The 25944-nt window shown below is 40.5% G+C and carries 25 protein-coding genes; 12 read left to right on the plus strand and 13 right to left on the minus strand.

Annotation, left to right across the window (positions count from 1 at the left end):
- Positions 1-104 precede the first annotated feature (104 nt).
- The gene (locus L6E24_RS03135) at positions 105-1157 is read left to right on the plus strand and encodes a sensor histidine kinase (protein WP_257743268.1); all 1053 of its coding nucleotides are present in this window, start codon (positions 105-107) and stop codon (positions 1155-1157) included.
- A 135-nt stretch (positions 1158-1292) separates the two neighbouring features.
- Positions 1293-3464 (plus strand): methyl-accepting chemotaxis protein, encoded by a 2172-nt coding sequence (locus L6E24_RS03140; RefSeq protein WP_257743269.1) that lies wholly within the window; start codon positions 1293-1295, stop codon positions 3462-3464.
- A 110-nt stretch (positions 3465-3574) separates the two neighbouring features.
- Here the strand turns inward: L6E24_RS03140 and L6E24_RS03145 are convergent, their stop codons facing one another.
- Entirely contained in the window at positions 3575-5323 is a 1749-nt protein-coding gene (locus L6E24_RS03145; RefSeq protein WP_257743270.1) for a PAS domain-containing sensor histidine kinase, read from the minus strand.
- Between the two features lie 135 nt (positions 5324-5458).
- On the opposite strand from L6E24_RS03145, the gene L6E24_RS03150 reads away from it, so the two are divergent.
- Positions 5459-5683 (plus strand): hypothetical protein, encoded by a 225-nt coding sequence (locus L6E24_RS03150; protein ID WP_257743271.1) that lies wholly within the window; start codon positions 5459-5461, stop codon positions 5681-5683.
- 67 nt (positions 5684-5750) lie between these two features.
- Here L6E24_RS03150 and L6E24_RS03155 read toward each other — a convergent pair whose 3' ends face one another.
- The 3 genes from L6E24_RS03155 to L6E24_RS03165 form a co-directional block, all read right to left on the minus strand.
- Positions 5751-5924 (minus strand): hypothetical protein, encoded by a 174-nt coding sequence (locus L6E24_RS03155; RefSeq protein ID WP_308219152.1) that lies wholly within the window; start codon positions 5922-5924, stop codon positions 5751-5753.
- Between the two features lie 144 nt (positions 5925-6068).
- The gene (locus tag L6E24_RS03160) at positions 6069-6311 is read right to left on the minus strand and encodes an AbrB/MazE/SpoVT family DNA-binding domain-containing protein (protein ID WP_257743272.1); all 243 of its coding nucleotides are present in this window, start codon (positions 6309-6311) and stop codon (positions 6069-6071) included.
- A 383-nt stretch (positions 6312-6694) separates the two neighbouring features.
- Positions 6695-6994: a zinc ribbon domain-containing protein gene (locus L6E24_RS03165; RefSeq protein WP_257743972.1), complete on the minus strand. Its 300-nt coding sequence runs from the start codon at positions 6992-6994 to the stop codon at positions 6695-6697.
- A gap of 365 nt (positions 6995-7359) precedes the next feature.
- On the opposite strand from L6E24_RS03165, the gene L6E24_RS03170 reads away from it, so the two are divergent.
- The gene (locus L6E24_RS03170; RefSeq protein ID WP_257743273.1) at positions 7360-7911 is read left to right on the plus strand and encodes a master DNA invertase Mpi family serine-type recombinase; all 552 of its coding nucleotides are present in this window, start codon (positions 7360-7362) and stop codon (positions 7909-7911) included.
- A 183-nt stretch (positions 7912-8094) separates the two neighbouring features.
- Here the strand turns inward: L6E24_RS03170 and L6E24_RS03175 are convergent, their stop codons facing one another.
- Positions 8095-9009: an Rpn family recombination-promoting nuclease/putative transposase gene (locus L6E24_RS03175; RefSeq protein WP_257743274.1), complete on the minus strand. Its 915-nt coding sequence runs from the start codon at positions 9007-9009 to the stop codon at positions 8095-8097.
- Between the two features lie 650 nt (positions 9010-9659).
- Here L6E24_RS03175 and L6E24_RS03180 point away from each other — a divergent pair.
- From L6E24_RS03180 to L6E24_RS03190, 3 genes are all read left to right on the plus strand, one after another.
- Positions 9660-9935 carry an AAA family ATPase gene (locus tag L6E24_RS03180; RefSeq protein ID WP_257743275.1) on the plus strand — a complete coding sequence of 92 codons (276 nt, stop codon included), beginning with the start codon at positions 9660-9662 and terminating at the stop codon, positions 9933-9935.
- Between the two features lie 282 nt (positions 9936-10217).
- Positions 10218-11210 carry a hypothetical protein gene (locus L6E24_RS03185; RefSeq protein WP_257743276.1) on the plus strand — a complete coding sequence of 331 codons (993 nt, stop codon included), beginning with the start codon at positions 10218-10220 and terminating at the stop codon, positions 11208-11210.
- 120 nt (positions 11211-11330) lie between these two features.
- The gene (locus L6E24_RS03190) at positions 11331-12281 is read left to right on the plus strand and encodes a LamG-like jellyroll fold domain-containing protein (protein WP_257743277.1); all 951 of its coding nucleotides are present in this window, start codon (positions 11331-11333) and stop codon (positions 12279-12281) included.
- A 4-nt stretch (positions 12282-12285) separates the two neighbouring features.
- Here the strand turns inward: L6E24_RS03190 and L6E24_RS03195 are convergent, their stop codons facing one another.
- The 3 genes from L6E24_RS03195 to L6E24_RS03205 form a co-directional block, all read right to left on the minus strand.
- Positions 12286-12621 (minus strand): hypothetical protein, encoded by a 336-nt coding sequence (locus L6E24_RS03195; protein ID WP_257743278.1) that lies wholly within the window; start codon positions 12619-12621, stop codon positions 12286-12288.
- Positions 12622-12623: 2 nt separating this feature from the next.
- A complete protein-coding gene (locus L6E24_RS03200; RefSeq protein ID WP_257743279.1) occupies positions 12624-13910 on the minus strand; it encodes a Fic family protein in 1287 nt (428 codons plus the stop codon).
- 102 nt (positions 13911-14012) lie between these two features.
- Positions 14013-14729 (minus strand): M48 family metallopeptidase, encoded by a 717-nt coding sequence (locus tag L6E24_RS03205; RefSeq protein ID WP_257743280.1) that lies wholly within the window; start codon positions 14727-14729, stop codon positions 14013-14015.
- A gap of 107 nt (positions 14730-14836) precedes the next feature.
- Between L6E24_RS03205 and L6E24_RS03210 the strand changes: the two genes are divergently transcribed.
- Positions 14837-15310: a hypothetical protein gene (locus L6E24_RS03210; RefSeq protein ID WP_257743281.1), complete on the plus strand. Its 474-nt coding sequence runs from the start codon at positions 14837-14839 to the stop codon at positions 15308-15310.
- 65 nt (positions 15311-15375) lie between these two features.
- Complete coding sequence (locus L6E24_RS03215; protein ID WP_257743282.1) at positions 15376-15837, plus strand: hypothetical protein; 462 nt, start codon at positions 15376-15378, stop codon at positions 15835-15837.
- Here L6E24_RS03215 and L6E24_RS03220 read toward each other — a convergent pair.
- Together L6E24_RS03220 and L6E24_RS03225 are read right to left on the minus strand one after the other, a co-directional pair.
- Entirely contained in the window at positions 15830-16288 is a 459-nt protein-coding gene (locus tag L6E24_RS03220) for a type I restriction endonuclease (RefSeq protein WP_257743283.1), read from the minus strand. The two genes, L6E24_RS03215 and L6E24_RS03220, sit on opposite strands and share 8 nt — an antisense overlap.
- A 17-nt stretch (positions 16289-16305) precedes the next feature.
- Positions 16306-17898, minus strand: a complete 1593-nt coding sequence (locus L6E24_RS03225; protein WP_257743284.1) for a DUF4062 domain-containing protein — start codon at positions 17896-17898, stop codon at positions 16306-16308.
- 640 nt (positions 17899-18538) lie between these two features.
- On the opposite strand from L6E24_RS03225, the gene L6E24_RS03230 reads away from it, so the two are divergent.
- Positions 18539-19681 carry a Fic family protein gene (locus tag L6E24_RS03230; protein WP_257743285.1) on the plus strand — a complete coding sequence of 381 codons (1143 nt, stop codon included), beginning with the start codon at positions 18539-18541 and terminating at the stop codon, positions 19679-19681.
- 291 nt (positions 19682-19972) lie between these two features.
- On the opposite strand, the gene L6E24_RS14705 is transcribed toward L6E24_RS03230, so the two are convergent.
- Complete coding sequence (locus L6E24_RS14705) at positions 19973-20818, minus strand: acyltransferase (RefSeq protein WP_308219141.1); 846 nt, start codon at positions 20816-20818, stop codon at positions 19973-19975.
- A 394-nt stretch (positions 20819-21212) separates the two neighbouring features.
- On the opposite strand from L6E24_RS14705, the gene L6E24_RS03240 reads away from it, so the two are divergent.
- Both L6E24_RS03240 and L6E24_RS03245 read left to right on the plus strand, forming a co-directional pair.
- Entirely contained in the window at positions 21213-22196 is a 984-nt protein-coding gene (locus L6E24_RS03240; protein ID WP_257743286.1) for a hypothetical protein, read from the plus strand.
- A 107-nt stretch (positions 22197-22303) separates the two neighbouring features.
- Positions 22304-23653, plus strand: coding sequence for a radical SAM/SPASM domain-containing protein (locus L6E24_RS03245; protein ID WP_257743287.1), 1350 nt, complete (start codon positions 22304-22306; stop codon positions 23651-23653).
- 275 nt (positions 23654-23928) lie between these two features.
- Here L6E24_RS03245 and L6E24_RS03250 read toward each other — a convergent pair whose 3' ends face one another.
- Positions 23929-24165 (minus strand): Nif11-like leader peptide family natural product precursor, encoded by a 237-nt coding sequence (locus L6E24_RS03250; protein WP_257743288.1) that lies wholly within the window; start codon positions 24163-24165, stop codon positions 23929-23931.
- A gap of 228 nt (positions 24166-24393) precedes the next feature.
- Positions 24394-25767 (minus strand): IS701 family transposase, encoded by a 1374-nt coding sequence (locus L6E24_RS03255; RefSeq protein WP_257743289.1) that lies wholly within the window; start codon positions 25765-25767, stop codon positions 24394-24396.
- Between the last annotated feature and the right edge of the window lie 177 nt (positions 25768-25944).

Here is a 25944-nt window from a genome sequence, read left to right on the forward strand (position 1 = left end):
ATCAAATACCACAATTATTATTACATCAGACAATAGACTATAATTAACAAAAAAAAGGGATCATGATTATTCTCCGGTGAAAAATCAAACATCCGGGTGCAAAAATGGAAAATATCTCACTATTACTGGTAGAAGACGAGGACGTAGTAGCCCTGCCCCTCGAAAAAACCCTTCAGTCAATGGGTTACGTCATAACCGGCAGGGTTAAATCAGGAGAGGATGCCTTAAAACATCTTGAGGACTCATATCCCGACCTGATAATGATGGACATACACCTCGAAGGGGAGATGGACGGTATAGAAGCTGCCGAAGAGATAATATCACGGTATGAAATTCCGGTAATATACATAACAGCCGATTCAGACCATGACACTCTTGAACGGGTCAAAAGAACTGCACCGTTCGGCTATATACTAAAGCCGTTCTCACCCGAAAGCTTAAACCTCGGCATTGACATAGCAATTTACCGGCACAGAATGGAGAAGGAGCTTGAAGAGAAGAACCGGGAACTTGATGCCTTCACCTACTCCGTATCCCACGACTTAAGAGCACCTGTCAGAAACATATCACGCTATGCTGAACTCCTCCTCGAAGACTCCGGAAAACGCGAAGAGAAAGAGGATTATATAAAAAGAATACTCTTTTCAACCGGAAAGATGGATGAGATGATAGACGGATTTTTAACACTCTCCCGTGTCGGAAGATCAGAGCTTAATCCGGAAAGGATCTCACTGGATGAAATATCAGAGGGAATTGTTAAAAACTTAAAGGAGTCCAATCCGGACAGAAATGTCAGGGTAAGTGTTGAACCGGGCATAACTTATTTCGGCGATAAAAAACTGATCTCAATTGCACTTGAAAATATGATAAACAATGCCTGGAAATATACCGGGAAAGTGGCAGACCCGGAGATTGATATAGGCACAGTAAACCATGAAGGCAGAATACTCTACATAAAAGACAACGGTGACGGTTTTTCCCCGGAAAAATCAGAAGATATATTCAGGCCCTTTAAGCGGCTGCACAGTGAATCCGATTACCCCGGAACGGGGATTGGGCTTGCATCCACCAAGAAGATCATTGACCGGCACGGCGGGAAGATCTGGGCAGAAAGTGAACCCAAAAAGGGCACAACCATTTATATGGCACTGCCATAACCCCTCTTTTTTATATCTTAACCTCTACATAAGTCCATAATCTGTAAAAATAAGCCTCCAGTAACATTTAATAATCTTCTTATATCTGCATATCATTGATCAGATATTATACACAGATTTTGAGGATTTATTACAATGAGCGAAGTTATATCAGTTATAGTTCTGGAAGATTCAAAGGATGATGCTTTCTTTAACTTAAAAGAGCTTCAGAAGGGCGGATACGAGACCGACAGCATCTGCCTTGACAATGACAGAGACTTCAGAAAGGCACTCAGTGACAGAGAGTGGGACATAATCATAAGTGACTATGATATGGGCGCTTTTAACGGAAAAGATGCCTTAAAAATCCTTAAGGAGAGGCATGACCTCGACATCCCGTTCATCCTTGTATCCGGTGCTGTCGGAGAGGATACAGCCGTTGAAATGATGAAATCCGGATGTACAGATTTCATAGCAAAGGACTCACTCTCACGACTTTATCCGGCTGTGAAGCGTGAGATCAAAGACGCAAAAATAAGGAAGGAAAGGATAAAGGCCCAGGCTGATCTTGACAGAAATCTGACTGAGATGAAGGAGCTGACATTCCGGCAGAATACCATGCTTGAGGAGAACCCCACTCCCCTGATACTGATGGACTTAAATCTCAATATCAAATTTGTTAACCGGGCATATGTGAAGCTGAGCGGATATTCAAAGGATAAGCTGCTCACAATGACGGCCCGTGACTTTAAGGTGCTTGAGAAGAGCGGGCACGGGTTAAAAGAGGCACTTGCAACGAAGAGCGGCGTTACGGGTGATATAACAGTCGAATTCCCCACCGGAATCAAACTCATTGAACAGGACACGATACCGATTGCAGACAGTGAGGGCAATATATCCGACATCCTCGCCGCCTATAAGGATATGACTGAGATCAGACGGGTCAATGAATATCTGCATAAGGAGGTCATAAAGGTCTCAGAAAACCTTGAAAATCTTGCTGAGGGAAACCTGGATATATCACTTGAGATTGAAAATCCGGATGAATATACAAAAGAGGCATATGAGAACTTCAACCGGATAAACGAGAGCATGAAAGCTCTTAAAACTGCTGTCAACAGGATGGTTGAGGATGCCGGGATGCTTGCAGAAGGCGGCAAGAACGGGAAATTTAATGTCAGGGCAGATATTTCAGTTCATAAGGGCAGTTTCCGGCAGGTCATTGAAGGCTTCAATGAGACCCTTGAGGCATTTATAGTGCCGTTAAATGAGGCAAAGAAAATAGCCCTTGAATATGCTGACAATAACTTCTCCGCCCGCTTTGATAAAAAGATACAGATCTCCGGCGAGTTTGTGGAGTTTGCAGAGGCGCTGAACAATACCGGGATCTGCCTTGGTGAGACTATAGCCGGGGTTAAGGAGACGGTTGAGAAGACAAACTACAATGCAAAGGAGGTGAACAAAGGCACTGAGGATGTCGGACGGGCAGCGGAGGATGTCGCATCAACGAGCCAGAAGACAGCAGATGTCGTTGAAAAACTGCTGGTTAAGATGGAGGACATCAACAACCAGATTGCCGACCTCTCGGCCTCAAATGAGGAGATTGCCAGCACTTCGCAGGAGGTATTAAAAGGTGCACTCAATGTCGTTGATATAGGAAAGAAGGCACAGGTTGCCGGCGACGATGCCAAGCATAAGATGGCAAGCGTGGAGGAGATCGCCGGAAAGAGTGTCGGCGAGATCAATTCACTGAAAGATCAGATCTCAGAGGTTGGTACGGTTGTGAAACTCATCTATGAGATTACCGGACAGATCAACCTTCTTGCACTGAATGCGGCAATTGAGGCGGCCCGTGCAGGTGAGCACGGACGTGGTTTTGCAGTCGTTGCCGGAGAGGTGAAGAATCTTGCAGGTGAGGCACGGCAGGCAACGGACAGTATTGAGAAGGTCGTTGCCGCTGTTCAGGCCAACAGTGAGAGTGCGGCAGCATCGATCACCGGGGCCAATAAGGAGATAATAAACGGCGCTGAGAGTGTAAACAACGCCCTTGAGGCACTCAATAAAATTATCATAAGTGCAAACCAGGTCCAGAAGGACATCGGTGACATCACTAATGCTATTGAGAATCAGGCAGATATTGCAAACAAGGTGGTAAGCGTCACACAGGAAGGTACGGTTATGACACATGAGGTTCAGAACCAGACTGTTGAGCTTGCCTCACTTGCCGAGGAGGCCAGTGCATCAGTTGAGGAGATTGCCAGTGCGGTATATGAGGTTACTGAACTTACAGCCGGTCTGAGAACAGATATGGATAAGTTCCGGCTGTGAAATCCGGAAAAATACTTTTTTTAATCCGGAATTAATATCAGGGTAATTTACCGGACTGATCTCAGAAAGGAAGCATTATTATTTTTGGATTAAATTTTTCCGGGTGATTACTAATTCTTACCGGAATTTAAGCCGGCAGATTCAGACGTTTGCTCTCTGAAATATCTCCACCTATTCTCAGGTACGGTCATCTCAAACCTTGCACCTTCTCCGGGAACGCCACTCTCCGCTATTGAGATGTTTGTTATGTCAAGAATTTCTTTTGTCAGGAATAGTCCAAAGCCGGTATTCTGGCCATAACCTCTCTCAAAGATCTTCTCTTTTTTCTTCTCCGAAATTCCGCATCCGTCATCCTCAACTGTGATTATACCTTCACCGTCATCTCCGGATTTAAAGCTCACTGTAATCCTGACTGCCCCTTCTGCGTATTTGGAATTTTCAAAGAGGTTGTAGAATACTTTATTGATCATCTGGTCGGAAAATATCTCTATACCTTCTGTCTGATCATTCACAGCAAGGCCGCCGGAGTATGCTATATGCTCTTCCTGCCTGATTATATCATTTAAGTTCTGCCATGAAGGTGCATCTACTCCAAGGTTGTGGTACTCTTTTGTAAATGAGATCTGCTTCTGTATTGTGGTTGAGATGGAGTCCATTTTGTCGATGTAATCCTTTGCCTCCTCATCTTCAGGCGGTAATTTATTTTCAAGGAGCCTGTTGTAGAGAACAAGTGCTGATACCTGATTGAGGATGTCATGCCGGGTTATACTTGAGAGCAGATTTAATTTTTTGTTTGCCTCCTCAACGCTCTCCTGATATTTTCTCATATCTGTTATATCCTGTGATATGCCAATGAGTCTTTTTGGTTTGTATGTATCTGAAAATTCCACAATTTCACCTAATATGAGATACCATCTGAGATCTCCGCCGGGCAGCTGGACTCTCTGCACGCTGGAGAGATATTTCTGCTCTCTGTTGAGGGCTTTTCTCATCTCAGTCTGGAAAATCTCAAGGTCATCAGGGTATATATAATCGTAAAATTCAGATATTGATAATGATTCAGGAAATGAAGAACTGAGATCATAGTTCTGCTTATGAATATTGATTATATCTTCTTTAAAATTATATTCAAAGAGATTGAGCCTTGCCGCCTTAAGTGCAAGTTTAAGCCGTTCTTCGCTCTCATTAAGCTCTTTTTCCTGTCTTTTTCTCTCAGTGATGTCATCAAAGACTACGATTATCTCTCCGGACGGGATTTTATAGATGAAAAGTTCTGTCCAGCCTGTGCCGGTTCCGTTGCCGTCTCTTTCCCTGACAAAATGAAGTTCTTTTCCGGTCTCTGAAACTTCCTTTAGTTCGTTGTAGATATCAAAGCTGCCTGCACTGTGGGAATATTTATTTAAGTTTAGCACAAAGTCCTTATTCTCCGGAATATTCTTAATAATACGGCCCTTTCTGTTGAGATCAGTGAGGATGAAGTCGTCATTTTTCCGATCCTCTTTTACAATTGCGATGCCACTGCCTATATTGTTGAATAATTCCATGAATCGGTTTTTGTTAATCTCAGACTCCTCTTTTGCCTCTCTCTGAATTTCAGAGAGGTAGCAGACGACAGTTCCGACAAGTATGAAAATTACTCCACGAATCACTGCCGAAATTATGATTCCGGAGTTTATATCCGGAAGAAGCGCCATGCTTAACAGATAAACTATGCTGACAAATCCGGCAAACTTTGTGCCATATTTTGGGTAGTAGTACGATGCAAGAATTATCGGGATATAGAATATATGAGGGAAAACGGTTGTTATTCCTATTGATAAGCAGTAAGCGGAGACAGAGAAGCAGATAATTGTAATCAATACAATCAGCTTGAGTGATATTGACCGGAAATATTCTTTTATTTTTTGCATCGCTGCTAAATAGTATTTTTATATAACATATATACTTTCTCATTTAAGCTCTCTTCCGGAATGGACAGCTGACAGGTTAAGTAAATGGTTCAGCTGTTTCACAAAGTATCTTTTTTTCGCTTAAGAGGTGTTGTACTTGGCCGTCCCAAAGGAAGTAAATCAAAGCGGGTGAAACTATCCGGACAGGAAGATGTCATCCGGGTTTTACTGGAAAGAAAGGTTTCCAAATGTGAAATTGCACGTATTTTTGGTGTTCACCGGACAACCGTTGATAATTTCATCAAAGAGAGGATGTTGAGCAGGCTTTAACCCTCATAAGGGTGAACCAAAGCCAAAAGCACTCAACAGCATAAACAGAAAATCTTTAAAAAGACTTTCAGCTGGTAAAAATACGAATAAGCGTATTTTCAACCTCTTTAATTTTGCTTTTACAGAGCTTCCCGGCAGAATATCTGACAAGTATTTTATCCATCGTAAATAATCTCTGTGGCCGGATGAAACTGTTCATATGAAAACCTCCTACCTCAAAGTCAGACTGGATAATCTCTATGGAAGTACAGTCATTCCTATGCCGGCTTGTAATCTGGCAGACAATGATGTCTTCCCCTTCAGGAACTAAAAAGCACTAAAACAGGCCGTTTCTTAACATCTGAGAGATCAGAGAAAGGGAAAGGAACAACCAGCACTTCTCCTTTTACAAATTCTTCCATGCTTCATCTTCTTCTTCTAAAAGCCATTCCTTTGCCAGCGTTTTTTCACTTGCATAAGCACATGAAAGGGCTGTATCAATTTCATCAAGAGGCCTTATCTCAATTCTGTCTTCGTATGCAAGAAATGCAACCTTGGTTCCGGTCTCAAACATATCCCGGATACCCTTAGGAATAACAATCTGGCCCTTTCTGGTTATTGTTCCGGTCTTAACATCTATCAGAGTCATATGACTTACATATCTTATAAGTAAGATACATATTAAATAATATCTCTGTCAGCATCAGCCTTTTTCAGTGCCGCTTAAAATATTCAGTTGATACGACTAAAATCCGGCTCCTCGCTAAATCCTGTGGGCGATTATAAATTCTACTCTGATGAATATACTAATATATTTGGGATAAATCCCTCCTTATTCCGCTATTCTGATATTCCACCATTCTGCAATTCTACGATCTCATTATTCCGTCATGATGAATTCATCTTAATCCGGCACACTTTGGACTAGTGAACTACCTCTGGGCTAAAGACCCAGAGGCTTCCTGCTTCATACCCCAAACCATTGTTCGTAAGTCCACAGGCCCTTCCCCTCGTTCCAAGGGTGCAAAGATATTATATTCCAATTAGATTCTGTCTATCTAAAGCAAATTTCCTGATATTTATAGCGGCATTGATATCCCGGTCATGATGTATCCCACAATCCGGACAAATCCAGTCTCTATCAGATAAATTCAAATCCCTGTTGTAATATCCACATTCACTACAGATTTTTGTAGATGGTTCTAATTGTCCAATCCGTAAGATAGTTTTACCTTGTTTTTGTGCTTTATATTCCAATTGAGTAACAAACTCAGCGATGACAAATACAAAAATGAAAAATATGGCAGTTAAATTGAACACACCCAGGTGCATATTGATCAGCAAAAAACTTTATGCGCCGGTATATGTGTACAGATAAATATGCCGGAAAAAACTGTAAACCTCTCAGAAGAAGCATATGGATGCCTGAAAACGTGAAAGAACAGTGAAGATGAGAGTTTTTCAAGTCTGATACTAAGAATTCTTCCAAAACACCGGACAGTCAGAGAAGTCTTTAAAGAATTTCATAGTAAACATGAGGGCCTGACCAAAGAAGAAGCCGATAAAATGAAGAAGGTTATAGAGTAAATGACCACTTACAACCACTAAACAAAAATTCGTTTGGAATATGAAATATCAATTTTGAAACATACGCCATGAATTATGGCTATATAAGAGTCAGTACAGACAAACAGACTGTGGAAAACCAACGTTTCACAATAAACAATTTCTGTGAGCAGCAGGAGATAAAGATCGACTGCTGGATTGAAGAGACAATCTCCGGCACAAAAGAATATAACAAACGTGCTCTTGGGGATCTGCTGAATAATATAAAAAAAGATGACATTCTCATATGTGCTGAACTTTCCAGACTTGGCCGTAACCTCTTTATGATTATGGAAATCCTAAACATCTGCATGAGGAGGGAGTGCAAAGTCTGGACGATAAAGGACAACTACCGGCTTGGAGATGACATTCAGAGCAAGGTTTTAGCCTTTGCATTTGGCCTAAGTGCAGAGATTGAACGAAATCTTATAAGTCAGCGCACTAAAGAGGCTTTGGCAAAGAAACGGGCCGAAGGTGTTGTACCTGGCCGTCCCAAAGGGAGCAAATCAAAGCGGGTGAAACTATCCGGACAGGAAGAAGTTATCCGGGTTTTGCTGGAGAGAAAAGTATCCAAATGCGAAATTGCACGAATATTTGATGTTCACCGGACAACCGTTGATAATTTCATCAAAGAGAGGATGTAAGAGAGACTATAATTCAGGAAATGTATCTGATTATTAAACATCAGGCAGAGGTATTTCAGGATTGTCTTTATGAACGGTCTGAATACCTGACAGGGGTTGGGAAGGAAGGGAGGAATATTGCAGCGATTATTGAAAAGATGTAAAAAATATATTTCCGGAAGATGAAGGATTAATCTTTAGTTCTCATTCCGGTTTGATTTCAGACCTGAGCTGAGTTATCTTCTCCGGAGAAAGTCCTGTTGCCTTATTTATAATCTCATTGTCCATTCCAAGTAATATCAGGTTCTTCGCAGTATTAATGCGTTCTCTGATGGCTCCTTCTTCTCTTCCTTCCTCTCTTCCCTCTTCTCTTCCCTCCTTCTTAGCCGCTTCTATCTTGAGATCAACCTCAATTATCTGGGTTATCCTCTCCTCGTATAAGCGCCTGTTCTCCTCGTCATCGCTCATCTCAACTAAACGATCAAATGCCTTTGAAATCTTTGGTTCAGCTTTAGCGGCCATCTTTAACTCCTCCTCTGTTCCTGCGTTCAGAAACATTAACCACGGTATTTCAGGATTATTCTTATGTTGACTTATTATATTATTAAGTTTTGGTAGTTCTACAATATGCACTTCCAAAACATCTGTCAGTTCTATCTCATTCTTCCGGTCATAAAACCTGTACGTTGTGTGCATCGGTTCAACCTCAAAGAGAGTGTAATCAAGAATCACGAGAGATATAGTCCTCTTAAGCACACGGTAATCTTCAGCGGATGATATCTGTGAGGTATATAATTTTGAAAGATAAAAGAGCACCCTCTCCTTAATTGCCGGATGATCACTCAGCTGAATTTCCACATCAACCTGCACTCCGGAATCAAGAACAATTCTGATGTCGAGAATTCCCGTCTTATCTCCTGCTACCTGTTTCAGGAGAAATGGATCTTTAATAGTTATGTCTTTGACCGGAATTTTGAGCATGGCACGCAGGAAAGATATTGTTATTTCTTTGTTCTTCTCATCCCCAAATAACAGCCTGAAGGCAAAGTCATTTTTCGGAGACATTATAAAAGATCCATCCGGCGTTGTTATTGTGGGTGGAAAATTACGTTTTGTCATAGAAATAAACTTAATTATGACAATATCCGACCACATATATATTGATTCCTGTTTTATTTGGAAACCTGAATGAATTAAACTGGGGAAAATTAAACCTACATTGAAAAAAATATAATAGTTTTTAAAGAATTATTACTAAATATAAATCGGAGGTGAATTTTGGGTAGTTACATTTTTATAGGAGGAGGCGTAGCAAGAGCCGTAGTAAAAGCTACGATGAAGGGATTTGAAAGTTTTTTTAATTGGTTTGACTGTCTTAATCCTTTTGCAAAATTTTGTGTAATCTGTGTGTTTGTATTTATGCTATGGTGGGTAATAGATAACTTATAATCATTCATCCGCTTTTTGATTGATTAGTATATACCCATAATTTCCTGGAACAATACCCATAGAAATAGTATTTAGACATTCTGATTTTTAATTATTATAACCCTAAAAAACATCTATAGTCTAACGAAAGTACCAAAACAAATTCCGATGATAAATATACTGCTTATCCCTTCTCAGAATATAACCACCTTCTTACCATTTCAAAGAAGGAAGTCATAACACTTGATTTGAAATATCATAGATTATAACCTACAATAAATTATAAAATCATAGATTATAACCGATGGTTTGGTGATTTATCAGAGACCGTAACCTGTTGTATGAACCCAAGTACGCAGATGGCACTTGAAAGCCAGAACCCCTGGTGGTTTTCAAAGAGTTTCAATACAGGAATCAACCGCCTGCACATGTTTCCGGAGATAATGCAGTATTTAATAGCCAAAGAAGTCCTTATCCTGACCGGAGCAAGAAGAACCGGCAAATCAACCATTGTTTATCAGATAATTGACCATCTGTTACATTCAGGGACAGAGAAAGAGAATATTCTGTATTTTATAATCAGATTAGAGCTATTGAATACCTTAACAATTCCCTGAATTTTAGATACAAATACCAAAGCGTGCACTCTGACCGCACTACATAGTCTTGAGCAAACTTTCCGGAAAGTTTTGCATCAGACTATACTATACTAACCCTTTCTTTACCATGAATAGTTTTTCAGGCAGGGCAGTTAAAAAGAAGTCATACATGAGCCTGCGGTTCACAGATGGTGGATGAAACAAAAGTTTCATAGGAGATAATGCGGACAAAAATGCAAAAGCTCCCGGACAGTCTTTTGTCCAGTCAGTTTTTTCTGTATTCTGCACTAAATTATCTGTATGATACTTGAAGAGCGGATCACATTTCTCACAGAGGATGCGGCTGAGGAGTTTACAGAATGGCTGAGCGATAATGACTGCAAATCAGAAGTGAGGAAATATTCAGACTTTTCTCTGAATATGCTTGCAAGAGGAACTGTAGATGACATAATCAACTGGTGCGATGATATGACTGAGGAGGATGAAGAGCAGTGGGAGGACTTTTCTGTCCTGCACGAGTTTAATGAGGACTATAAAGAAGCATTATCTATCCTTATTGCCGGGAAAAAACCCGGAGATCTGCTATATACACATGAGGACTTTGAGATCTCAACCGTTAAACTTATCGCCAGTGTCTGCCCGGATTTGGAACTGCCGGATGATGTGGAGCTTCCCGGTTATTCATCAGAGACACTTGAAGATGAGATATTCAGTGAGGTTCCGCTCTCAATAATCCATACTAACCTTGAAGAAGAGTGTTATGTTAAAGAGTCTGAGAGAGGCTTTATACTCTTTACAGATAAAGAACCGGGTGAGATGATAACGGAGACTGACGTTACTTCCTTTGAACTGCCGGATCTAAAGAATTATCCCGGAATAAGCTATGTCTCCGCATTTATCGCAGATGAGAGCTTTGAGGTATCATTCCGGATGCCGGCGTACCTGGCCATAGAAGCCAATGAACTCGGCAAAATTCTGATTGAACTTGGACTTGATGAAGAGGATGTTATGGATATTGCAGACAACTTCCGCCTGAAAAGATCCATTCTGACATATGTACTGGGTACTGTTGAAAAATACGGTGAACTTGACGTTGATGACCTGAGAAAAAATATCGAGAAGTTATGGAGAGAATCAGGTGTAAAAACCGACAGCAGCACAAAGATAGCCATCACAGCCGGACTTATGAAATCGCTGACCCAGGAGCTTAAACATGACGGTATTTTAACCGGGGAAGGGGATATGGTTACTTTCTCACCTTCATGGATGGAAAGGCTCAGTACAAAGCTGTAGGGTATAACAGTAACTGTTCCTCCGGATAAAGAGCATATCTGGAAATTATCGCCGGACTTCTGGATAATGCCAAAGTCAAGAAAGTTATTAAGCATATAAATTCAGAAATATTATTCAGATATGACTCAGGGAGAACGCGATGCAGGGATTTCACCAGTAATTGCTGAAATCCTGATGATTTTTCTTGTAATTCTTGCAGCCGGAGTAGTCATTGTGATCTTCTCAGATGAAGCACCTGTCCCTGAAAAAGTGCCTGTTGTAGCAGCTAAAATAGAAAAGGACAGCACAAATATTATTATTCAGCATCTTGGCGGTGACGAACTTCCATCTGATGATTTTTATGTATCAGTTAACAGTGAGATAATCCAAAAGGACAACATCACCCTTCAGGGTGGTTCGTATCCATGGTCTCCGGGTGAGAACCTGTATATTAATTATTCTGATACCGGTTCTGTTCAGGATGTTGCTTTGGTATTTGACGGAGATAAAAATCCTGTTATTCTGGCAAGGAAGCATTATGACTATGTGAATACGAGTGACTCCAATACTACTCAGGATGATTACGTCCGTTATCCGGGATTTACCGCTGAAGCATGGATAAAGTGGAATGTAAATCCAAATCCCGGCGGAGATTCGTCACGAAAGTGGGCGACAATTGTCATTGACGGAAATACCGACAATAACAGGAGATACCAGCTTCAGCATAACAGTGACAATTCAAAATTTGAATTTGCGGTTGCAACAGAGAGCGGTGGCGGCAGTGGGGTGCCGCTCTTCTCATCCACATCTCCTGTGAAGGATGAATGGTATTACCTTACCGGAATATATAATAAAACCGACGGGAAGGTCTTTTTGTATGTAAACGGAAACCTTGATTCTTCAAGGTCATATGACACTTCAGGACTTAGGGACTCTCCTGATATGTATCAGGTCGGCGGGCCTTTGGGCATACTCTGGCACACCAGCACCGGCCAGAGGAAATTTAACGGGGAAATTTCCGGACTTAACACATATGGGGAGGCATTCTCACCTGAGGAGATAAAAGCTCATTATGATGCCGGCCGGGGATGAAACATTATTTTTTCTCTTCTTCTTCCTGCCGGCAGCCGGGATATTCGTAGCCATGTGTCAGTAAAGAGCATGACCAACGGTTACGGGTAACTATCCCGGAAGCACCTGTATCAGTCATTTCCCACACTGTGTCAGTTATCGTCATCTCCGGTATGGTAATCTCCGGATCATGCCTGATCATATCAGCAATTTCTTCCGAAGATTTTTTCCCTGCTTTAACCATGCGGATGAATGTCCTGAAACCATCAGTTACGGAATCAGGTTCCGGCAGACCGGCCTCACTGAAACGCCGGATCATATCACCCGTTCCTGTACCCATCCGCTCAATATAGTAAAACATTCTTATGCCTGATTCTTATTTATGCCATTGAAGATGAAATAATAGGTTTTACCTGATTTTTTGCCAATCAGATAACCCTTCTTCTCAAGGGTTAAGAGATCTTTTCTTGCCGTTGCATAGGCCACATTCCAGACTTCAGTTATCTCTTTTATTGTTACAGGCTCTTGCGGCTTTTTCATCACTGATTTTAGTATTTCAATCTGGCGAAGACTGAAGTCTTCTTCTTTTAAAATATCAATTGCCTCAGTATTTTCTTTCTGTTTTCTCTCTATGTATTTTATGATCTCTTCAACAGCTGCTGTTATTGCACCAAGATTGTATTTCAGGAAATATGTCAAATCCCCATCATCGCTTTCTGTGTACTGGTAAGCAAGTTTATACTTACCTCCGGAATTATTTATTACTCTTGAAACTGCCATGTACTCAAAGAGCCAGTAATCATTTTTAAGCATAAACCAGTAGAATATACTCCTTGCACACCTTCCGTTTCCGTCATTGAACGGATGAATATAGCCCATAAGGAAGTGCAGGATTATTCCCTTTATTGCCGGATGAATAAATTCTTCATCTTTTCCGTTTGCAAATTCACAGAATTCATCTATATATTGGTCTATCTTTTTGTAATCCGGAGGTGTATGCAGAACATTTCCCCTGTGGTCATAAATTCTGATCTCATTGTTGTCCCTGAAACACTCTTCATCGGCAGGATTTTCAAGGGTTTTTTCTGTAATCATCCTGTGAATCGTTAAGATCAGTTCCTTTGTCAGATCCCTGTTTTTTATCCGGAGAATATCCTTCATTGTGAGATAGTTATTGAGGATCATCCTTTCGTCTTTATTTCTGGGTTTTCTCCTCTTCTGAAGCATTTCCTTTGCAATTCTTCTTGTAACTGCTGCACCTTCAATCTGGCTTGATGCAATGGCTTCCTCCATTAAGGAATTTATTATGAAGCGGTCTTTCTCCAGGTTCATGGACTCCAGACCCGATGATATACTTCCTGCGGCTGATTTGTCCAGGAAATGAAGTTTTTCGGAGAAATCATCCAATAAATTATATTTCAGGAGAATTTCATTAAATTTCAGGAACTTCTCATCTTTACTCCTGAAAGCCTTCATCAGAATCCAGATGTATAAGGGATCTGCCGGAAGTTCTCTTCTCCTAAGTTCTTCCCAGTGCAGGTATTTCCTGTTGTATCTGAACACTGCATTAAGTACTTCAGGATCTTTTGCACATTCCCATGCAGATTTTAGATCTTCCTGGCTGAATTCAGGAGTTTGGGGGAGTAACATATTATTAGCATATAATTATTTCTGATCTATATTATCATTATCTATCAGTTTATCACAAACTGATAGATATTGATAGATGTAATTATCAGAGATTATACTGTTTTAGTATGCCCAGTTTTCATGTGCCAGGGGTGACTGATTCAGTTCATCACGGTATAACTGCCACTGTGGCATGAATTTATCCATAAGTTCCCTGAAGTGCCCGTTGTGATTACGCTCTAAAAGATGCACCATCTCATGCACAATAATATATTCCAGGCAGATTTCCGGTTTTTTGGCAAGTTCAAGATTTACCCAGATCCTTTTTGCCTCCGGATTGCAGCTCCCCCATTTTGTCTTCATCTTTTTAACGCCCCACTTTGAAACTTTTACACCAATTACCGGCTCCCACTTCTCAATCAGTGACGGGATTCGGGCTTTAAGCTCTTTTCTGTACCATCCGGAAAGAATCTGCTCAGGTTTCCGGCTGTCAGAACCTTGTGGCACATACATATCAATCACAGATTTATTCCTGATTAAAACCTCAGATTTTCCCTTCTGTTCAGTAATATTCAGGAGATATCTTTGGCCGAAAAAATAGTGGCTTTCACGGGGCAGGTACTCTCTTGGTGACTGGCGTACCTGCTCTCTGTATTCCTTCTGGCAGCGGCGAATCCATCCGAGTTTTGATATTACTGCCAGTCTTACCGCTTCGTCATCAAAACCGGAAGGTGCAGAGATACGCACTTTCCCGTCAGGAGGATAGACTCCGAGGTGCAAGTGTTTTATCTTTTTCTGAATTACGTCAAACTCAAGTCCGGCAACTGTAATCCGGTGCATCTAAATGTATTCCTCCTGATTTTTCAGAAGTTCAAGCGTTTTATCGGTAGTGTCCTAAGATGGCATACTATATTGTGTGATGAATGACATATATTTATGTGATACATATGGCTCGCCCACGTGGAAAAATAGATGTTGTCTGCCAAAATCCTGAGTGTCAATATTATCTCAAAGAGGAAGGAAAGGATATAATCAAACGAGGAAAAGATGCCAGAACTTCTCATCAACGATATTACTGCAAACACTGTACAAAATTTTTCATGGAAACTAAAGGTACTCCCCTATTCTACAAACACCTATCTGAAAAAGAAATTATAACCATTTGCAAGCATTTTGTGGAGAAAAATGGAATAAGAAGCATCGAAAGATTAACGGGTCACCACCGCGATACAATTGGACGGTTGCTTACTGATGTAGCTGAGCATGCAGCAAAGATGAATGATATACTCATTGAAGAACTTGATCTAAGCCCTATAGAATGTGATGAGTTCTGGAGTTTCATTAAAAAAAACAAAAAAATGTTGTCAAAGAAAGCTCAGAACCAGATTTCGTTGGCAATGCATGGACATACACAGCAATAAAACGAAAATCCTATTTTATAATTTCTTTTGCAGTTGGAAAACATAAACAAGCAACCTGTAATGTCATGATGAATGACCTTTATGAAAGAATTAAGCTCCCTGATCCACAATCAAAACTTGAAATTTATACTGATGGGAATGACCAATATCTGACAAGTTTAAATGCTCTTTACGCTAATCCCTGCGTTAACTATGGTCAGTTAATAAAAGTCCGGAAAAAGGGGAGAGTTGAAGAAAAATACAAAATTGCAGTTATTGGTGAGCCGCCGTTATCCAAAATTGAAACTACTGATGTTGAAAATTCTAATGGAATCCTTCGTGAAAGAGTTGGCCGTTTGGTGAGAAAAGCGAAGACATTCTCAAAGTTAAAACCAAAATTAGAATCAGCATTAGATATTTTTCAATTTTATTGGAATTTTATGAATGAATTCAAGAAAAAACCTACACCAAGAATGATTGAAGGTATAATTGATAGAAAGATTACATGGCCAGTATTTTTACATTCAATAATTAAGTATGTTAATTGATGTCACTACCGTTTATGTACAGGACTATGTCGGGCCGTTTTGTGTTATTGCCTGTGACAGTTACTTCTTCTGCTATAGCAAAATGGTTATTTTCAGGTTTTTTCCAGTTGATTAAACGGACTGTCTTTGAATTTTCTCCGGCTTCTCCTTTTACGTTTACGCCGTAACGAAGAAGGGTATAGACATCTTTGTTTACGTCATAGAGATGTCTGCTCTGATCACCTGAGACGCGGTTTAGTTCAAAAAGGGCCTTGTTTATGATTTCGTCATCATATTTTCCGGATTTATATCTGTCTGTGCTTTCAAGGTAGCGGCGGAGGTATTCCTCTTCGATGTTTTTATTGTCCTCTCTGTCCTGCCAGTCTCCAAGGTATTCATAGCCCAGTTTTTCGGTAAAGAGCCTGATTACCCTCTTTTGGGTAACAATCTCAAGGGCACCTATGTCAGTCATTTCCCGTAACACCCGTGTCAGTTGCTGCCATCTCCGGCAATCTCCCAGTGGCCGCCTTTTTTTGGCCCGGACCGTTTTATCCGCCCGGAATTTTTCAACTGCTTTATCTGCCATTCTACTCCTTTGGATGATATGCCGGTCTTTTGTGCCATTTCGTCCATGGTGACAAACGGGTTTTCTGAAATCAGAGTGATAATTTTTTCGCGGGTTTCTTCAGTTTTATCCCTGGTACTTTCAGTTTTATCCCTGGTACTTTCAGTTTCTTCCCTAGTACTTTCAGTTTTTTCCCTAGTACTTTCGGTTTTTTCCCTGGTACTTTCAGTTTCTTCCCTAGTACTTTCAGTTTTTTCCCTAGTACTTTCGGTTTTTTCCCTAGTACTTTCGGTTTTCTCCGAAGGTTTTTCCTCTGCTTTGACCATATGGATAACTGTCCGGAAACCATCAGTTACAGTAAACTCCGGTTCAGGCAGACCGGCTTCAATGCAACGGCGTATCATATCACCTGTTCCTGTACCCATCCTTTCAATGTACTTAGTAAGGTACATTGGTTCTGCAAGGAGTGGATTTTCCGGAACTGAGCCATGTGCAACCCGGAGCTTTTCAAGGGTAAGGGAGGGTGGAAGTGCACCAGGATTCCAGATTTCCAGACGATCTGAGAAGAGCATGACCTGAACACTGCCATTGCTGGCATAATCCCGGTGAGCAACAGCATTAACGATTGCCTCTGCAACCACTTCTTTTGGAATTTCATACCGGACGGGAGCCTGAGAGCCGTTTTCACGGGTTCCGACATACAGGTCAATTTTGCTGAGGACAAAATCAACTGCCTGATCCACAAGTTCAAAGACTGTACCCTTGTACACCTGATATGAGGGGATGGGTTTTCTGACCTCAGTCCCGTGGAAACGTGCACATTTGATTTCAGAAGAGATGAGAAAACGCTGAGGTTTTTTCCCAAAGAGCAGGACTGCTGCATTTGTAAGGTAGTCGCCGTCCATAAGGTTAAGATGTTTGAGCAGTTCGCTGACACTGACATCGCCGGAGAGGGGGAAATGTCTGCCGGATCTTGCTGTCCGGATGAACCACTCAATCCTCTCAGAATCAAGATCTGAGATGTCTGCTTTCATGCAGGGTGAGGCATCAAACGGCCCTGATCTGATGAGCTGTTTATCGGCAAGATAATCGACAAGAGCGGCATAAACTCCGGCTAACAGCTCAGAAGCTGTACTGAACCTCTTTCTTATAAGGTCTGACTCAACCCTGCTGATGAGTGCCTGCATTTTGGGATGACGGCCTGCATTGTCTCTTCCCCGGATATAAATAAGGCGGTATTTTCCAAGTTCTGTGGCACGGTCAAACTCCTGTTCTGTCGGGGATTTTCCGGACGGTTTTAGGTTTAAATTGTCCTCATATACTGAACCGTACTGTGTGCCGAAGAGTCCTATGTAGATGTCACACTTCTCTACCTCGTCCAGATATAATCTGTCCGGGTGTCTGTCAGTAGCAGGCACATCCTCAAAGACAAATACCTCAAAGAAACGCCTCATCAGTGCATCTCCTCTCAGATAATCACGCAGCGTAACCCTTTCCTCTGCAAACTCAGTCTGCACACTACTGATAAAAATCCTGACCGGTTTCACACATATGCCTCCATTATCTGCTAATCTGCCTTTGTTGTAGGTGCGGTGCTTTTAATCCCTTTTTCTGGATCTCCCTTACTCTCCCCATTAAAAGCTCCTGTATTATTTCTTCTTTTATCTTCCGGACTTTATGCCTCTTTCGTTTAAGTTCCCGGATCTCAGCACCCGTCTCTGAAAGTGTCCCATCTATTTCTCTCCCCTCAATGCCGGATTAAGGCACCAAAATACACCACATTAGTATTGCTATGAAGTGCCTTAAGTATGAGGACATATGTCCCAAATGTAAATGATTTAAGATTTATTGTGGATTAAAATGATTGTTTAGCTATTTATAAAACTGAATTGCATTAGTCTTACAGATATTTGGTATATCTGCAATTCCGGATATATGCTGAATCAGGGAGTGATTTCTATTAATATTTGATCTTTTATAGAGATAATACAGTCCCAAAACGCCGGTTATAACTAATGCCAACCGGAAATTTTTGATTACAAAACAAAAACTGAATATAAAGTAGGTCATCAAATACGCCTTCATTTCTCAGAATTTCATATTTTACCGTGAAAAAGATATTTAATTATTCCGGATGATATATTACAGAGTACAGTTATGGCTGAAACTTTTTATCCGGAAAAACTCCCTCTGAAAGATATCGACTGGGTAAGCCATATACCCCTTATCGGAAGATCAAATGCTGCTCTTGCAAAATATGAAGGTATTGTACAGGGCATTCTCAATCCGGAAATACTCCTCTCACCATTTATAACAGAAGAGGCCATTTTATCCTCAAGAATTGAGGGTACGGTTACAACACTTGAGGAGATACTTGCATCTGAGAGTTATTCCGGAAAAGAAATGTCTGATGCCAGAAAAGCAGACATTCAGGAAGTTAAAAACTATTTAAAAGCCATAAGAAGTGCTGAAACTGAACTAAAAGATAAACCGCTTTATATGCCGGCGATAAAATCCCTGCACAGGACACTGCCTGAAGGCGTAAGGGGCAGGAATAAAGAACCGGGAGTTGTCCGGTCGTGGCAGAACTGGATCGGCCCATATGGCTGTTCAATGAATGAAGCCGCATATGTACCACCACCCCCTGCACTTGTATGGGAATATCTGAATAACTGGGAGGATTATATGGACAGTACAGAAAAAGACCCTATAGTCCAGATTGCAGTTTTAAAAGGTCAGTTTGAACTGATACACCCGTTTTCCGATGGAAACGGGCGTATCGGGAGAATGCTCATACCACTGCTGATGTACAGAAATAATCTGATTTCCCGCCCATTCTTCTACATAAGCGGTTATTTTGACAAAAACCGTGATGAGTATTACAGCTGTCTTCCCGGCCTCTCAAAAAACAATGACTGGGACAGATGGATTGAATTTTTTCTCCGTGCTGTGGAGTATCAGGCAAATCAATACTCCGGAAAGGCACAGAAGATTATAGCCCTTTATTCTGTGATGAAATCCGAAATTCCACAATTACTGAATTCAAAATATTCAGTTCAGGCCATAGATGCTATATTTTCCCGGCCAATATTTACACCAAAGGATTTCTCTCAGGACACCAAAATCCCATATGATAGCGGGTTGAAGATAATCAGAAAATTAGAAGAAGAATCATTCATTAGTTTAAGAAAAGAAGGCAGGGGTCAGACACCTTCAGTATATGAATTTTCTGAACTCATAGAGATTACTAAGTCTCACAATCAAATAAGGCAGGATGTCAATGACTTTAGCCGTGGGTAACTGACTGATCATTATAGATTTTTGTGACTGACAAAACTATTTGTACGTAACAGATCGGGGTTTCATTACGGACAAATGAAGTTGTACGGATTCTATGACTGACAAAACTATTTGTACGTAACAGATCGGGGTTTCATTACGGACAAATGAAGTTGTACGGATTCTATGACTGACAAAACTATTTGTACGTAACAGATCGGGGTTTCATTACGGACAAATCAGGCTGTATGGATTTTTGTGACTGAAAAAAATATTCATACAGAGCGTAAAACCTCTCCGGTTAAAAATTATCTACTCAGCACCCTTTTCAGACTTAACTGCGGATTTCAAATCCGGAAGCACCCCGGCAAAGGGGCTTTTCTTCTCCGGAATTTCCTCTTCATCCTGGAATGCTCCCATGTTAAACCAGATATGCTTAAGTTCAGCACCGGATTTTCCTTTATGCTCCCTTTCACGGATAAATTTAGCCGGATTTCCGGATACGACCGACCAGGCATGGACATCTTCTGTCACAACCGAACCTTCCCCCACAATTGCACCTTCACCAACGGTAACTCCAGGCAGGATGAGAGCACCCGCAAGTATCCGGGCATATGGTTCAACTGTTACCGGACTGTATGACCTTTCTGTATGATCTGATTCACTGTGTGAATGCGTCATAATCCTGACATATTCACCGATTTCAACAGAGCTGCCTATTTTTATACCGCCTTTTGTATCAAAGAATGCCCCCCTTGATATGAAGACATCATCGCCTATGGACAACCTCCTCCCGAAGTTGAACCTGACATCTGATTCACAGATCAGATTTCTTCCGCATGACAAAAAAGCCCGTTTTGCAATGATACGGCGGTAAGGATAGGCGAAATTTACCGCAAGTGATATGGGATATCTGTCGATTGCTTCCCAGAGAAACTGGAGATTTCTCTCCTTCTCGGTAAAGCCAATATCTTCTGCCACAGGGAGATATTCACTGTATATTCTAAGCTCAGAGATCATATCCGAACAGCACGCTATGCCTGTAGTCTGCATAACCGCACGCACCGCCTCATGATTGGTGCTGTCGTCAAGAATGAATTCTATTTTAGCAAGAGTTTCATCAATTCTGCTGTTCTCATAGCTCATTATATTAATCATATCCCAATTTTATTCCTTTACGCAGGCAGAGTATATTATAATGACTGCTGCTTTTTTTTCACCCGGAAGTATTAAATAAAAACCCAGCATATAATCTGAATATATTCCATTTTACCAGCTTTTCCGGAAATAATCACTATATTCCCCCCAAATTATGCAGACATCCAATAACAGAGAGAGAATATCCGGACATCCAAATCTGACCGGGTAATTGACAGATTATTAAGGATTTTCTGGCTCACAATTCAATCTGTCCGGAAGATAACTCAGGCTTCCGGGTTTTAATTCCGGAAAACTTACTCCATAGATAATGAAAACTGATATTTTACAATGCCTGCTGAAAAGTTGATTTTTTTAAGGACGATATATTTATATTCCGGATCAATAATTATTAATGATATTTGATGAGAAATTTGTTTTTTATGACCGGGAATCTGCCAAAGATTTTATTCTGGTTATGAAAAAATTCGGTGCTAAATGTCGTATAAATGAAGTCCTCCATAACGAACCGGAAGATATTATCACCGGAAAAATGGATGACATAAACAGGTGGATTCTTGCAATTGCAGATAACAACGATAGCGACATTAAAAATATTTTTCTCGCAATGCATGAGAAAAATGAGATAATAAAAGATACAATTGATCAGTATCTAAAAGATAAATCCAAAGGTGACTTCCTGTACTCCCATGATGAACTGGCAGAAGATGTAACGGAGGTAAGTGAAAGAATGGAGGAGCAGATGCACGGAAAAGACCGGGACAATCCTTATGATCTGATTGACTTACTATCCACATTTATTGAGAGTTCGCCATTAAGTATAATTAACAGGGTTCTGGAAGATCAGGGCGTTCTTGAGGAGACTGAAGAGGGATTTTGGCTTAAGGAAAAAATAAGCGGAGGAGATATAATTTATCAGGTTCCGGAGATAGAAGACAAATATTGTACAGGTCCGGAATTTTCCGGATTAAAACATACAACAATATTTAAACCAATTATAAAATACGAGATCCCCGTCAATATTATGGATATTATTGACCTTGATATGGATGACATAGGTACTATTATGATGGGATGTGGAATGGATCCAGATGATACGGCCAATCTGATGTCAGATTATTTATTTAAGAAGACTATTATAGAGCTGATCTTAACGGGAGTTGATGAAAACAGAGGAATATCTACCGAAGAGTTGTCTGCCGATATTATGGATGAATGGAGCTCTGTATCATATATGGGGGATTTGGATTCCAGACTTTATTTAAATCCGGAAGTCATACCTGCTTTTATAACAGAACTTAAACGTGCAGGTATATTATCCGGAAATCTCAATAGTATTAAGCCTGCCTTAACTAAAAGCCGTAAAAAAAGAAGATAAAATTATTGCAGATAAATAATAAGATAAAACTGGAGATATTCATGCAATGGTCACGATATAACCGATTATTCCGGTCAGAAAACAAAAGAGGCTACCTTTACAGCATCATGTCCAACACTCTTTTTGAAGTTGACGAAGTACATTATCAGATCCTTGAAGGGTTTTTGACCGGAAAAACAGATACTGCTCCCTGCAATGAAACTTTTTTAAATATTCTGCATGAAAAAAACGTCCTGGTAAAACCCGGAGAAGAGAAAAATCTGCTCCAAAACTGCCAGTACATGCGTCAGGCTGCCTGTTTTGACAACACTCATCTTGCCCTTACTATCTGCCCCACACTCAGCTGCAATTTCCGTTGTCCCTACTGCTTTGAGCAGAGCCAAAACGACAGATCAACCATGAACGGGGATACAACAGACAGGCTTATTACATTTATTCAGAGTCACCACGATGCCCAACACCTTGATGTGACCTGGTACGGCGGTGAACCTCTTCTTGCATTTGATATTATCTGTGAACTGACAGAACGCTTCAAAGACCTTGATCTCCATTATGAAAAAGCAGGACTTGTTACAAACGGCTATCTTTTAGATGAAAATAAGATCTCCCGGTTAAATGAACTTATGATAAAGTCCATCCAGATAACACTGGACGGTCCGCGGGAGATCCATGATACACGCCGGGTACTTGCCGGCGGTGGTCCCACATATGACCGGATTCTTGCCAATATCACTGCACTGCTTGATTCAGATTATCAGGGGAGCTTTAAGATCAGGGTCAATATTGACCGTGAGAATATGGACCACTATATCCCGCTTAGGAATAGTCTTATGGAAGAGTTCAGAGGAAAGAAGATAACAGTGCAGACCGGACATGTCCAGACGGAGATCACCAGCCCCTATTATAACCGGACCCTTAACACAGACGAATTTGATAATTTCAACTTAGGCCTCTTCCGGCAGGAGGGCATACTTCCACCGGGCGGCTTTTATCCGGAAAGTTACCTTGGCAGTGTCTGTCTTGCCAACCGGCATATGGGATTTGTTGTCGGCCCAAAAGGAGAACTCTATAAGTGCTGGGAAGACCCCGGAAAACCGGAGATGGTTATCGGTTCGGTATATAATGATGAACCGGTTACAAATCCCGTTCTTAGAGCACAATATACTGTCGGAACAGACCCATTCTGTGACCCTGAATGCACGGACTGTGAAATGCTTCCCATATGTGGCGGCGGATGTGCCAATAAAAGGCTAAGGGCAAAGGAGTTCGGCGAGGAAGGGCCTGAATACTGCACAGCCTGCAAAAACCACCTGAATGAACATCTGGAGGCGTATATCAGGACATTTACGACAAAAGAACTCTGTAAGGACCTTTTTGACACAAAAAAAGAGAAAAAACCGGACCCCGGATACCGTATCATCTCACCACAGCCGGAAAAAAGAAGCAAAGATGTGTAAGGGTGTTAATCAAAACTTTGCCGGTTTACTCATACCTGATATGACATATCATCTAATCAAGACTAATCTGTCCATATCACACCATTGCACCATTTTATAGTGCAGAACCTTACGTTTAGGAATAATCTGAATGAAATGAAAATTATTTATAGGCGTGCATTCTAATCGCACTACATAGTCTTTAAGCAAACTTTCCGGACTTTTCCGGAAAATTTTGTATTAGACTATAGTTCAACATGGGTGAGAATCAATATCAATAAGAATTCTAATGTATTTCACCAGTAATTATGACAAACTGTAATGCAGTCAGGAACGCTCCCACCCGTAACAGCCTTAAGTTCTTCGTCTGAGAGCTGTTCCATCACCTGCTCCATCTCTTCTCTGGTGAAATCAAACCCGGCTTCTCTGAGGATTTTATGCCTGGTTTCTGAGTCTTCCTTCTGAATCTTCTCGCAGAAGTCCTTGTCGGTCTGCATCTTCTTTACAAATTTTTCTGCACTTTCAAGTGACATATATCTCTACAATGTCACTTTTAACAGAATAAAGTTGTCCCTTATTCGTTTTTAGGACTTTGACAACCATTTTTGTTCTAAAATGGATCTAATTTAAATTAAGAATAATTTTACATTAATTTGTGCACCCAAATATTACATTGGAAAGACACATATCGTAAAAAAACAAAATGATATGTCGAAGCTGTTAGCTATCTAAATGCATATAGGGTGGTTTAGACTATAGCTTCAACTTACATTTTTTGGGCACTTTTTCTTTGATTTCGACAATTTTGTTCTCTCTTGGTTTATGCAATTCCGCACTATAATATGGGCAACTTTTTCACTCGTAATAGGATTCAAAGGATATTTACATCGTATTATGAGCTTCATATGATAAATTGTAAGTTCGAATTCTGTCTTACTTGCCAAATTTTTGAAATCAAGCCATAAATAGAACATAGCAAGAATTACAAGTGCTATATGGTGATGCCATCCTCTCCATCCTCTAACCTGATAATCATCCATTTTTGCAAGATCCACAGCATCCTGGAAAGAGCGCTCAATCCAGTACCTTGAAGCCTGCATCTCTGCTAATTTCTTCAGAGAATTGATAGTAATATCATTACAAAATGAATATTTGTGCACTATTTTGTTATTTTCATCCAACTCTCTACGAATAAGAAGCAGAACTGGAAGTGGTCTGTTTTCTTTACTATCTATCCTCCAAACTTTTCTGACAATAAATTCTGCTTCCAGTGGACCTTTCGTAGAGTCTCTGACCTTGATTTTTTCCCAATCATTGGCCAATTTCGCAATTTTTGAAATATAGACTGGTGTACCGTTTAGAACTCTTACTCTGGTTGGTATCCTTCCTCTTTTGCCTCTCCTTGGTGGAATTCCATATTTTGGCTCTTCCAGATAAACTCGATTTGCTGACTTAACTGAGGCCATATATGTTATTCCCATCTCTTCAAGTTTCGTCAGCAACTGTGGAATACCCCCGTAGAATCCATCCATACAAACATAACTAAATTTAATGCCCTCCTCTATTGCCCGAACTATCAATTCAAGGCACAATTCTCCTTTAGTTTTAAAGACTCTGTATTCCTGGGGAACTCCTGCTCTATCACATCTTTCAGAGTCATCGCACCATTCTTTAGGGAGATAAAGCCTAAAATCAAGAATTATTCTTTTTGCTGCCTTTACATAGCATGAATAGACTCCTACCTGACAGTTGTCAACTTTTCCCACATTTCCGGAATATTGCCTTTTCACCCCAACTGAATGTTTTCCTTTCTTTTTTGAACCTTTCTCATCAATGACTAATGCACCGTTTTTCCCAACAAAATCATTAACATTTGAATAAATCCACTGTGTTATCTTAGAATGATCCCACGGCGAATTTGAGAGAAAATGAGAAAAGGCCTGATTATCTCTTTCGCTTGTACAATCAGAGATCTTTGTAAGGTTAGCTCTACTTTCAATTGTAAAAAGACCTTTAATACAGTCTATACCAATTGGAAATAGATTATTAGTCTTTGTTTTAAAAAAGTCAATAAAAACCTCTGATTTAGGTAACTGTCCCAAGTTTGATCGAAAAGTACGAATCCTTTTTGTCAAACTAATTTTATTGTACAGCCTTTCATTTGTACACAAATATAAAATATATATTTTAAAGTATTTATATTTTTTTATTTACCTCAGTGCATGCTCGCCCATGTGCTAATTTGACATAGTAGAGATATGCCAATGGACCTATGGTGTCATTATGCCGTTGGAAAATATGATTATTTACTC

It is taken from the genome of Methanoplanus endosymbiosus, from assembly GCF_024662215.1.
GTDB lineage: Archaea > Halobacteriota > Methanomicrobia > Methanomicrobiales > Methanomicrobiaceae > Methanoplanus > Methanoplanus endosymbiosus.

Coding starts and splice junctions, on each gene's coding strand:
- L6E24_RS03135 (WP_257743268.1), top strand. CDS start 105: ATGGAAAATATCTCACTATTACTGGTAGAAGACGAGGACGTAGTAGCC.
- L6E24_RS03140 (WP_257743269.1), top strand. CDS start 1,293: ATGAGCGAAGTTATATCAGTTATAGTTCTGGAAGATTCAAAGGATGAT.
- L6E24_RS03150 (WP_257743271.1), top strand. CDS start 5,459: ATGGTTCAGCTGTTTCACAAAGTATCTTTTTTTCGCTTAAGAGGTGTT.
- L6E24_RS03160 (WP_257743272.1), bottom strand. CDS start 6,311: ATGACTCTGATAGATGTTAAGACCGGAACAATAACCAGAAAGGGCCAG.
- L6E24_RS03165 (WP_257743972.1), bottom strand. CDS start 6,994: ATGCACCTGGGTGTGTTCAATTTAACTGCCATATTTTTCATTTTTGTA.
- L6E24_RS03175 (WP_257743274.1), bottom strand. CDS start 9,009: ATGACAAAACGTAATTTTCCACCCACAATAACAACGCCGGATGGATCT.
- L6E24_RS03180 (WP_257743275.1), top strand. CDS start 9,660: ATGAACCCAAGTACGCAGATGGCACTTGAAAGCCAGAACCCCTGGTGG.
- L6E24_RS03185 (WP_257743276.1), top strand. CDS start 10,218: ATGATACTTGAAGAGCGGATCACATTTCTCACAGAGGATGCGGCTGAG.
- L6E24_RS03190 (WP_257743277.1), top strand. CDS start 11,331: ATGACTCAGGGAGAACGCGATGCAGGGATTTCACCAGTAATTGCTGAA.
- L6E24_RS03195 (WP_257743278.1), bottom strand. CDS start 12,621: ATGTTTTACTATATTGAGCGGATGGGTACAGGAACGGGTGATATGATC.
- L6E24_RS03200 (WP_257743279.1), bottom strand. CDS start 13,910: ATGTTACTCCCCCAAACTCCTGAATTCAGCCAGGAAGATCTAAAATCT.
- L6E24_RS03205 (WP_257743280.1), bottom strand. CDS start 14,729: ATGCACCGGATTACAGTTGCCGGACTTGAGTTTGACGTAATTCAGAAA.
- L6E24_RS03210 (WP_257743281.1), top strand. CDS start 14,837: ATGGCTCGCCCACGTGGAAAAATAGATGTTGTCTGCCAAAATCCTGAG.
- L6E24_RS03215 (WP_257743282.1), top strand. CDS start 15,376: ATGATGAATGACCTTTATGAAAGAATTAAGCTCCCTGATCCACAATCA.
- L6E24_RS03220 (WP_257743283.1), bottom strand. CDS start 16,288: ATGACTGACATAGGTGCCCTTGAGATTGTTACCCAAAAGAGGGTAATC.
- L6E24_RS03230 (WP_257743285.1), top strand. CDS start 18,539: ATGGCTGAAACTTTTTATCCGGAAAAACTCCCTCTGAAAGATATCGAC.
- L6E24_RS14705 (WP_308219141.1), bottom strand. CDS start 20,818: ATGATTAATATAATGAGCTATGAGAACAGCAGAATTGATGAAACTCTT.
- L6E24_RS03240 (WP_257743286.1), top strand. CDS start 21,213: ATGATATTTGATGAGAAATTTGTTTTTTATGACCGGGAATCTGCCAAA.
- L6E24_RS03245 (WP_257743287.1), top strand. CDS start 22,304: ATGTCCAACACTCTTTTTGAAGTTGACGAAGTACATTATCAGATCCTT.
- L6E24_RS03250 (WP_257743288.1), bottom strand. CDS start 24,165: ATGTCACTTGAAAGTGCAGAAAAATTTGTAAAGAAGATGCAGACCGAC.